Source organism: Streptomyces sp. MK37H, from assembly GCF_018035285.1.
GTDB lineage: Bacteria > Actinomycetota > Actinomycetes > Streptomycetales > Streptomycetaceae > Streptomyces > Streptomyces endocoffeicus.
This window is the reverse complement of record NZ_JAAAYH010000395.1, coordinates 1-8419: the sequence shown is the minus strand read 5'-3', so window position 1 is coordinate 8419 and position 8419 is coordinate 1. Positions and strand designations below refer to the sequence as shown.

The following is an 8419-nucleotide window of genomic DNA, read 5'->3' as shown; positions in this document are numbered from 1 at the left end:
TCGATATGCGGCTCCGCCGCGTGGCCCGCCGCAGGCGCCAAGCTCCGTCGGACACTCTCTACGGCCGGAGCACGTCGTGGGGCAGGTTCACCGGGTGCAGGAGCCAGGTGAAGGCGCCCAAGCCCGCGGGGTCGGTCAGCTCCGCGGCCTCGCCCGCCGCGCTGAGGGCGCGGACGTAGGCGGTGGGATCGGTGGAGGCCAGGGCGAGCGGGGGGCGGCGGGCGTCGAGGCCCAGGGCGCGCAGGGCCTCGCGCTGGGTCATCAGCCCGGCGCCGGGCCCGGCCGCGGCGGACGCGGTGGCGGACGCGGTGGCGGACGCGTCCAGCGCGGCGGCGCACGCGTCCATCGCGACATGCGCCGTCAGATCGCAGGACCCGTCGGGGACGGGCCGGACCTCGCGCCCCTCGCGGAAGCCGGTCAGCGTGCCGAAGGGGGGCCGGGTGGCGCGTTCGTGGGCGTAGTCGACGGCGACCGCGAGGCCCGCCCGCAGGGAGCCGACGGCCCGCGCCCAGGCCGCCTCGCGGGGATGGCCGATCTCGGCGCGCAGCCCCGGTTCGGCGCCCGCCAGGGGCCACCAGCGGTCCAGCCACGCCGCGTCCTCGCCGTCCACCGGGTCGCCCAGCCGCTCGGTGCCGTCCAGGGAGGCGAGATCCACCTCGACCCGGCGGGGCACGCCGTCCGCGTCGGTCTCGGCCACGTCCACGGGCACGTTGTCGAGCCACTCATTGGCGAACAGCAGCCCCGCGCACCCCTCCGGCGGGGCGTCGAGCCAGCCGATCCGCCCGTCCAGGCCCGCCGGCCGCTCCGCCCGCTCCACCGCGTACGGACGCAGCCGCCGGCCCAGCCCGTGCGGCAGACCGGGGGCGAGGGCGAGCACCCGTGTGAGCAGCTCACCGCGGCCGGCGCCCAGGTCCACCAGCGCCACCTCGGCGGGGCGCCCCAGCGCCTCGTCCACCCGGCACAGCAGCTCCGCGACCGCCCGTGCGAACAGCGGTGAGGCATGCACCGACGTGCGGAAATGCCCTGCCGGGCCCTCCGGGCGGCGGAAGAAGCCGCCCGCTCCGTACAGCGCGCGTTCGGCCGCCGTACGCCATCCGCTCCACTCATGCTTCTCACTCGCCACACCGCCACGCTATGCGGAGTGGTCTCCACCTTGGGGAGTAGGGCCGGGGGTCGCGGATCGCCCCTCGGGCTGACCCGGGAGGGGTCCGGCGATGCCTACGCTGGGTGACGTGCAGCGCCTCTACGAATTTCTCCGCAGGCATCCGACAGGGGTGGACACCTTCTGGGCCGTCCTCCTTGTCGCTTCCGGGTTCCTGTGGCTCGTGGAGGCGTCGCTGGGCCGGGGCTCCCGCGTCGCGGGCGTGCCGATCGCCCTGGCGCTGGGGGCGACGGTCGCGCTGCGCCGCCGCGCCCCCGAGAAGATGCTGGTGCTGGCCATCCTGTGCGGTCTCGCCCAGATGGCCGCGAACGTCCAGCCCAATGTGGCCGACTTCGCCATGCTGGTGATCGTCTACACGGTGGCGGTCACCTCCTCGCGCCCCGCCTCCCGCTTCGCGCTGGGCGTGGCGATCAGCGCGGCCCCCCTCGCCACCCTCCGCTGGCCGCACTCCCAGCAGGGCTGGTGGGAGGACGTGGTCTCGGCGGTCTTCGTCTCCATCCCCTTCGTCCTGGCCTGGGTGCTCGGCGACTCGATCCGCACCCGCCGCGCCTACTACGCGCAGCTCGAGGAGCGGGCCGCCCGGCTGGAGAAGGAGCGCGAGGCGCAGTCGAAGGTCGCGGTGGCCGCCGAGCGCGCCCGGATCGCGCGGGAGCTGCACGATGTCGTGGCGCACAACGTGTCGGTGATGGTGGTGCAGGCGGACGGCGCCGCGTACGTCCTGGACTCCTCGCCCGAACAGACCCGGCAGGCGCTGGAGACGATCTCCGGCACCGGCCGCCAGGCGCTCGCCGAGATGCGGCGGCTGCTGGGCGTGTTGCGCACCGGGGAGCCGGGCGAGGAGAACACTTACGTCCCGCAGCCGGACGTCGAGCAGATCGACGAGCTCGTGGAGCAGGTGCGCGGCGCCGGGCTCCCGGTGGACTTCAAGGTCGTGGGCAGCCCGCGCCAGCTCCCCAGCGGGGTCGAGCTGACCGCGTACCGCATCGTGCAGGAGGCGCTCACCAACACCCGTAAGCACGGCGGCCCGGACGTGGGCGCGAGCGTCCGCCTCACCTACTTCGACGACGGGCTCGGGCTGCTGGTCGAGGACGACGGGCGGGGTGCGCAGCGCGAGATGTACGAGGACGGCGGCGCCGACGGCAGCGGCCATGGTCTGATCGGGATGCGGGAGCGCGTCGGCATGGTGGGCGGCACGCTCGACGCGGGCCCGCGACCGGGCGGCGGCTTCCGGATCAGCGCGCTGCTGCCGCTGAAGCCGGTTCGTTGAGCCATCTGATAGGTGCTGTAGGCCGGCTGTCAGGCCAGAGGGAAGGGACCGTCCGGGATGTCGATCCGCGTCATGCTCGTCGATGACCAAGTGCTGCTGCGCACCGGCTTCCGGATGGTGCTCGCGGCCCAGCCCGATATGGAGGTCGTCGCCGAGGCGGGCGACGGGGTGGAGGCGCTCCAGGTGCTGCGCTCCACCGCGGTGGACGTCGTCCTCATGGACGTCCGGATGCCCAAGCTGGACGGGGTGGAGGCGACCCGGCGGATATGCGAGCGGGACGGGGCGCCGAAGGTCATCATCCTGACCACGTTCGACCTGGACGAGTACGCCTTCTCCGCGCTCAAGGCCGGGGCGGGCGGCTTCATGCTCAAGGATGTGCCGCCGGGCGAGCTGCTCGCGGCGATCCGCGCGGTGCACAGCGGCGACGCGGTGGTCGCGCCCAGTACGACGCGGCGGCTGCTGGACCGGTTCGCGCCGATACTGCCGGGCAGCGGGGCCGGTGGCTCCGGGGGCCGGGCCCGTCCGGAGCTGGACCGGCTCACCGACCGGGAGCGCGAGGTGGTGCTGCTGGTCGCGCAGGGGCTGTCGAACGGCGAGATCGCGGCGCGGCTGGTGCTGTCCGAGGCGACCGTGAAGACCCATGTCGGCCGCATCCTCACCAAGTTGGAGCTGCGGGACCGGGTGCAGGTGGTGGTGATGGCCTACGAGACCGGACTGGTCCGGGCCGGGGGGCCGACCGGACCGGTGCGCTGAGGCGGCGTCCTTACGGTTGAGGCGGCGTCCTTACGGTTGGCGTGGCCGTCTTACGGTTGGCGTGGCCGTCTTACGGTTGGCGCGGCCGTCTTACGGTTGAAGCGGTCGCCTTGCCGTTCGTCCGGCCGTCCTACCGTGCGTCCTCGCCGTTCTGTGGGCGCTCGCGGAGGACCAGGTCGAGCAGTCCGGGGAAGCGCTGGTCGAACTCGGGGCGGCGCAGCCGGTTGACCCGCTTGGGGCCCAGGTCGCGCTGCTCGATCAGGCCGGCCGCGCGCAGCACCGAGAAGTGATGGCTGAGGGCCGCCTTGCCCACGGGGACGTCGAAGGTGCCGCAGGTGTGCTCCCAGTCGGCCGCCGTGGCGAGTTCGCGGACCAGTTGGAGCCGTACGGGGTCGGCGAGCGCCGCGAGCGCGGTCTGCACGGGGACGTCGTCGGGGTGGGTGTGGAGCGGCGCGGACCGGTGGCTTCGGTTGCTCATCGCCGCTCCTCCGCCGCTCGCCGTTCCGACCGCGTTCACTGTGCGGTGGACATTTTAGGCGGGGTCGGCGCCCTACCGCAGAACGCTCTCCAGGAAGTCGCTGCCCAGCCGGGCCACCGACGGCAGGTCGAGCTGGTGCAGCACATAGCGGCCGCGGCGGCGGGTGGTGAGGAGACCGGCCTTCTTCAGCACGGCGATATGGCGGGAGACCTCCGGGGGCGTGATGCCGTACGACTCGGAGAGCTCACCGGTGGTGTGCGGGCCGCGGGCCAGGGTGCGGCACAGCCGCATCCGCATCGGGTGGGCCAGGGCCTCGAGGCGGCGCTGGACGAACTCCAGGGCGGCGGGCGGGGGCAGCTCGGGCGTGGCGACCGGGTACTGGATCACCGGGCGCCAGCCGGGGGCGTGCAGAACGACGAGGTGCGGCCAGCCGAAGGCGGTCGGGATGAAGGTGACGCCGTCGCCGTACGCCGTCGTACGGCCGCCCGCCAGCTTGTCGACCAGGATGCTGTCCCCGTCCTCCGACAGCGACAGCGCGGCGGAGGCCGCCGCCAGCGCCTCCGCGAGCCCCTTGCGCTGGAGCAGCTCGGCCTTGTGGCGGGCGTCGGCGGCCAGCTGGATCCGCACCCGCCGCCAGGTGTCGGCGAAGAACGCCTGGTCGCAGTCGTCCAGCAGCCGCCGCAACCAGACCCGCAGCCCGTCCGGGTCCTCCAGCATGCGGTCGGTGAAGGCCGCCTGCCGAGGCCCCCGGGCGGCCGCCATCTCGCGGACCCGGGCCCGTTCGCCCGCGTCGACCAGCGGCGAGGGGGTGTGCCGGGTGTACGAGGTGGAGCAGGCGATCTCGAAGGCGGCCGCCACGAACGTCTCGTCGTCGATCCGGTCCAGCGCGTCCAGCTCCTCGGCGAGCGTCGCCCCGGGGGCGGCCGGGAGCAGCAGATCGGAGCGGGCGGTGCGCCACAGGAAGTCCGCCTCGCAGAGCCGGTCCGCGAGATCCGGCTTGAGCGCCGAGGCGGTGGCGGTGGCCCAGCCGTGCAGCCCGGGGTGGTGGCCGGGCCCGGACAGTACATGGAGCGCGGCGCCCAGCTCGGCGAGCGGGGACGGGCTGAAGACGATGCGCTCGGGCGGCAGCCCGGCGATGTCGATGACATTGGCCATGAAGCCATGGTGCGGGAGCCCGGACCCGGCGTCCCCCTCGTTTGACGCCCATCGTCAAACGGCGTGACCGGCACCCCGGGCCGGGCGGACCGTCGAGCCATGTCCCTCACCGAGAGTTACGCACTCGACCTGTACCGGGCCGCCCAGCGCGGCGAGCCCGCCCCGCCCGCACCGGTCCTGCACGACTGGCGCACCCTCCGGGAGCTGCGGGAGTACCGCGACTTCCGGGCCGTGACGGAGGGCCGCCCGGTCCGCCGCCGCGGCCGTCATGGCCGCCTTACGGATGCACTGCGCTCCGTAAGGGCGGTCAGGGAGGCGTTCGCGCGGCGCCGGTCAGCCCTCCGTGAGGTCCAGGATCTCCGTGACCTCCCGGACCTCCATGAGCTCCCGGACCCGGGTGAGGAAGGCGTCGGCCGCGGCCGTGACGTCGTCGGCCGTCCACTCGAGTGCGGATGAGGCGACCGTCAGCTCCGTCACGGCCAGGCCGGGCGGCCCCGGCTCCCGCCAGCGACGGAACAGCACCGTCCGGGTCTCCTCCGCCAGCCGTACCCCCGCCTCGTCCAGCACCGCCGCCGGATACGGCAGCCACACCTGGAACTGGTGGGTGTGCGGCACCTCGGGGTGCACCCGGGACCACCCCACCCCCGCGGCCGTGAACGCCGTCCGCAGCGCCTCGGCCACGACCCGCGCGTGCGCCACGTACGACGGCAGCCTCGGCAGCTCGTGGTCCAGGCCGTCCAGCGCGGCCAGCGCCACCGGCCACTGCTGGAAGAGCTGGCCGCCGTATCGGTGGCGCCACGCCCTGGCCTCGGTCACCAGGGTCTCGGGCCCGGCCAGCGCCGCTCCCGAGAGGCCGCCGAGCGACTTGTAGAAGGACACATAGACGGAGTCCGCCAGGGCGGCGATCTCCGGCAGCTCCCGGCCGAAGTGCGCCGTGCACTCCCACAGCCGCGCCCCGTCGAAGTGCACCACCGCGTCCCGCTCCCGGGCCGCCTCCACGGCCGCGACCAGCTCGTCCCACTCGGGCAGCACGAATCCGGCGTCGCGCAGCGGGAGTTCGAGGGCGAGGGTGCCGAACGGCTCGTCCAGGCCCCGGATCTCCTCGGCCGTGGGCGGCCGCGGCTCGCTGGTCGGACGCACCGCGCGCAGCCCGCTCACCGTCAGGTACGCGTCCCGCTCGTGCATGTCCAGATGGGCCAGCGGGTGCAGCGCCACCACCGGACTGCCGGTCCGCCCCGCCCAGCAGCGCAGCGCGACCTGCTGCGCCATGGTGCCGGTGGGGAAGAACGCGGCGGCCTCCATGCCGAGCAGCTCGGCGACCCGCTGCTCGAGCTCCTCGACGATGCCGTCGCCGTAGATGTCCACCCAGCCGTCCCCGTCGTACGACGCGGTGTCGGCCGTAAGGGCGGTCGTGAGGGCGGCCAGCCGCTCGGCGATCCGCACCTCGGCGGGCCCGCGCGCGAGCGTCCGCTCGGCACCGTGCCAGGCCGCGCGGCGGCGCGCCCGCGCGGCCCGCTCCGTCCCGCCGCCCGTGCCGTCCATCTCGTCTGCCTCGTCCGTCCCGTCCGTCATGGGCTGATCATGTCGCACGTCTGTCCATCGGACCACAGAGTTGTCCACAGGCCCGGGCGTGCGGCCAAACCCCCCGGAAACACTCGCGTAGCATGGCGGGGAATCGTCCGGTACCCCTGAGGACTGGAACGGAAGGCCGTTGTCGCGTGAACGCTCAACCACTGCCTGAGCCGCAGGACCGACCTGCCCGGCTCACCGTCGGGGTCGTCGGCGCGGGCCGCGTCGGCCCGGCCCTCGCCGCCTCACTCAGACTCGCCGGGCACCGCCCGGTCGCCGCGTCCGGTGTCTCCGACGCCTCCGTGCGCCGGGCCGCCGCCCTGCTTCCCGAAGTCCCCATCGTGCCGCCCTCCGAGGTGCTGGCGCGGGCCGAACTGGTGCTGCTCACCGTCCCCGACGACGCGCTGCCGGAGCTGGTCGGCGGCCTCGCCGAAACCGGCGCGGTGCGCCCCGGCCAGCTGCTGGTGCACACCTCCGGCCGCTACGGCGTCAGCGTGCTGGAGCCCGCGCTGCGGGCCGGTGCGTTGCCGCTCGCGCTGCACCCCGTCATGACCTTCACCGGCACCTCGGTGGACGTCCAGCGGCTGGCCGGCTGCTCCTTCGGCGTCACCGCCCCCGAGGAGCTGCGGCTGGCGGCCGAGGCGCTGGTCATCGAGATGGGCGGCGAGCCCGAGTGGATCGCGGAGGAGTCCCGTCCGCTCTATCACGCCGCCCTCGCCATCGGCGCCAACCACCTCACCACGCTGGTCGCCCAGTCCCTGGAGCTGCTGCGCGCGTCCGGGGTCGAGGCCCCCGACCGGATGCTCGGCCCGCTCCTCGGCGCCGCGCTGGACAACGCGCTGCGCAGCGGTGACGCCGCGCTCACCGGTCCGGTAGCGCGTGGCGACGCGGGCACGGTGGCCGCCCATGTCGCCGAGTTGCGGCGGCACGCCCCGCACGCCGTCGCCGGCTATCTGGCCATGGCCCGTACGACCGCGGACCGGGCGCTCGCGCACGGTCTGCTCAAGCCGGAGCTCGCCGAGGACCTGCTGGGCGTGCTCTCGGACGTGACCGACGCGCGGGGCCGGGGAGGCAGCGAGACATGAGCCCGAAGCTGTGGACCAAGGCGCTTCCAGGGGAGCCGGATGTGGAGCTGTTCCGTCATCGCCCGGATCTGGACGCGGCGCTCGCCCACTTCGCCGTGCCGGGGCGCACGGCCGTCGTGATGACCATGGGCGCGCTGCACGACGGGCACGCCTCGCTCATCCGCGCCGCCCGCGCCCGGGTGGGCGCCAAGGGCATGGTGACCGTCACCATCTTCGTCAATCCGCTGCAGTTCGGCGCGGGCGAGGACCTCGACCGCTATCCGCGCACCCTCGACGCCGACCTCGAGGTCGCGGCCGAGGCGGGCGCGGACATCGTCTTCGCCCCCACCGCCGAGGAGGTCTATCCGGGCGGCGAGCCGGGCGTCCGGATCACCGCCGGGACCGTGGGCGAGCGCTATGAGGGCGCCTCGCGCCCCGGCCACTTCGACGGGATGCTCACCGTCGTCGGCAAGCTGCTCCATCTCACCCGCCCCGACATCGCCTTCTTCGGCGAGAAGGACGCCCAGCAGCTGTCGCTGGTCCGCCGGATGGTCCGCGACCTGAACTTCCCCGTGGAGATCGTCGGCGTCCCCACCGTCCGGGAGGGCGACGGGCTCGCCCTCTCCAGCCGTAACCGCTATCTGACGGCCCAGGAGCGGGACACCGCGCTGGCCCTGTCCCGGGCGCTGTTCGCGGGGCGCGACGCGGGGCTGCTGGCGGCCGGGGAGGGCCCGGCCGGGTCCGAGGAGCATGAGCTCATACGGGTCGCGTCGCCCGCCGCGGTGCGGTCCGCGGCGCGGGCGGTGCTCGACGAGGCGGCGGGGCTCGAACCGCCGCTCGTCCTGGACTATCTGGCCCTGGTCGACCCCGCCGACTTCACCGAGGTCTCCGACGGACACACTGGCGAGGCCGTGCTGGCCGTCGCCGCCAAGGTCGGCGCCACCCGCCTGATAGACAACATCCGCCTGTGG

The 8419-nt window shown here is 74.4% G+C and carries 8 protein-coding genes; 4 read left to right on the top strand and 4 right to left on the bottom strand.

Annotated features, from left to right (window positions below; translation table 11 throughout):
• Positions 1–58: 58 nt before the first annotated feature.
• Positions 59–1123, bottom strand: coding sequence for an SAM-dependent methyltransferase (locus GWI24_RS35550; RefSeq protein WP_210950158.1), 1065 nt, complete (start codon positions 1121–1123; stop codon positions 59–61).
• A gap of 109 nt (positions 1124–1232) precedes the next feature.
• On the opposite strand from GWI24_RS35550, the gene GWI24_RS35545 reads away from it, so the two are divergent.
• Together GWI24_RS35545 and GWI24_RS35540 are read left to right on the top strand one after the other, a co-directional pair.
• On the top strand, positions 1233–2429 hold the full coding sequence (locus GWI24_RS35545; RefSeq protein WP_210950157.1) for a sensor histidine kinase: 1197 nt from the start codon (positions 1233–1235) through the stop codon (positions 2427–2429).
• 57 nt (positions 2430–2486) lie between these two features.
• A complete protein-coding gene (locus GWI24_RS35540) occupies positions 2487–3182 on the top strand; it encodes a response regulator transcription factor (protein ID WP_210950156.1) in 696 nt (231 codons plus the stop codon).
• A 130-nt stretch (positions 3183–3312) separates the two neighbouring features.
• On the opposite strand, the gene GWI24_RS35535 is transcribed toward GWI24_RS35540, so the two are convergent.
• The 3 genes from GWI24_RS35535 to GWI24_RS35525 form a co-directional block, all read right to left on the bottom strand.
• Positions 3313–3660, bottom strand: a complete 348-nt coding sequence (locus GWI24_RS35535; RefSeq protein WP_210950155.1) for a helix-turn-helix transcriptional regulator — start codon at positions 3658–3660, stop codon at positions 3313–3315.
• Between the two features lie 72 nt (positions 3661–3732).
• Positions 3733–4815, bottom strand: a complete 1083-nt coding sequence (locus tag GWI24_RS35530; protein WP_210950154.1) for a DUF5937 family protein — start codon at positions 4813–4815, stop codon at positions 3733–3735.
• A gap of 333 nt (positions 4816–5148) precedes the next feature.
• The gene (locus GWI24_RS35525; RefSeq protein ID WP_210950153.1) at positions 5149–6387 is read right to left on the bottom strand and encodes a low specificity L-threonine aldolase; all 1239 of its coding nucleotides are present in this window, start codon (positions 6385–6387) and stop codon (positions 5149–5151) included.
• A 146-nt stretch (positions 6388–6533) separates the two neighbouring features.
• On the opposite strand from GWI24_RS35525, the gene GWI24_RS35520 reads away from it, so the two are divergent.
• Positions 6534–7469 (top strand): Rossmann-like and DUF2520 domain-containing protein, encoded by a 936-nt coding sequence (locus GWI24_RS35520; protein ID WP_210950152.1) that lies wholly within the window; start codon positions 6534–6536, stop codon positions 7467–7469.
• Positions 7466–8419: pantoate--beta-alanine ligase (panC, locus tag GWI24_RS35515; RefSeq protein ID WP_210950151.1), on the top strand; the 954-nt coding region annotated here is incomplete at its 3' end. The genes GWI24_RS35520 and panC, both read left to right, overlap by 4 nt.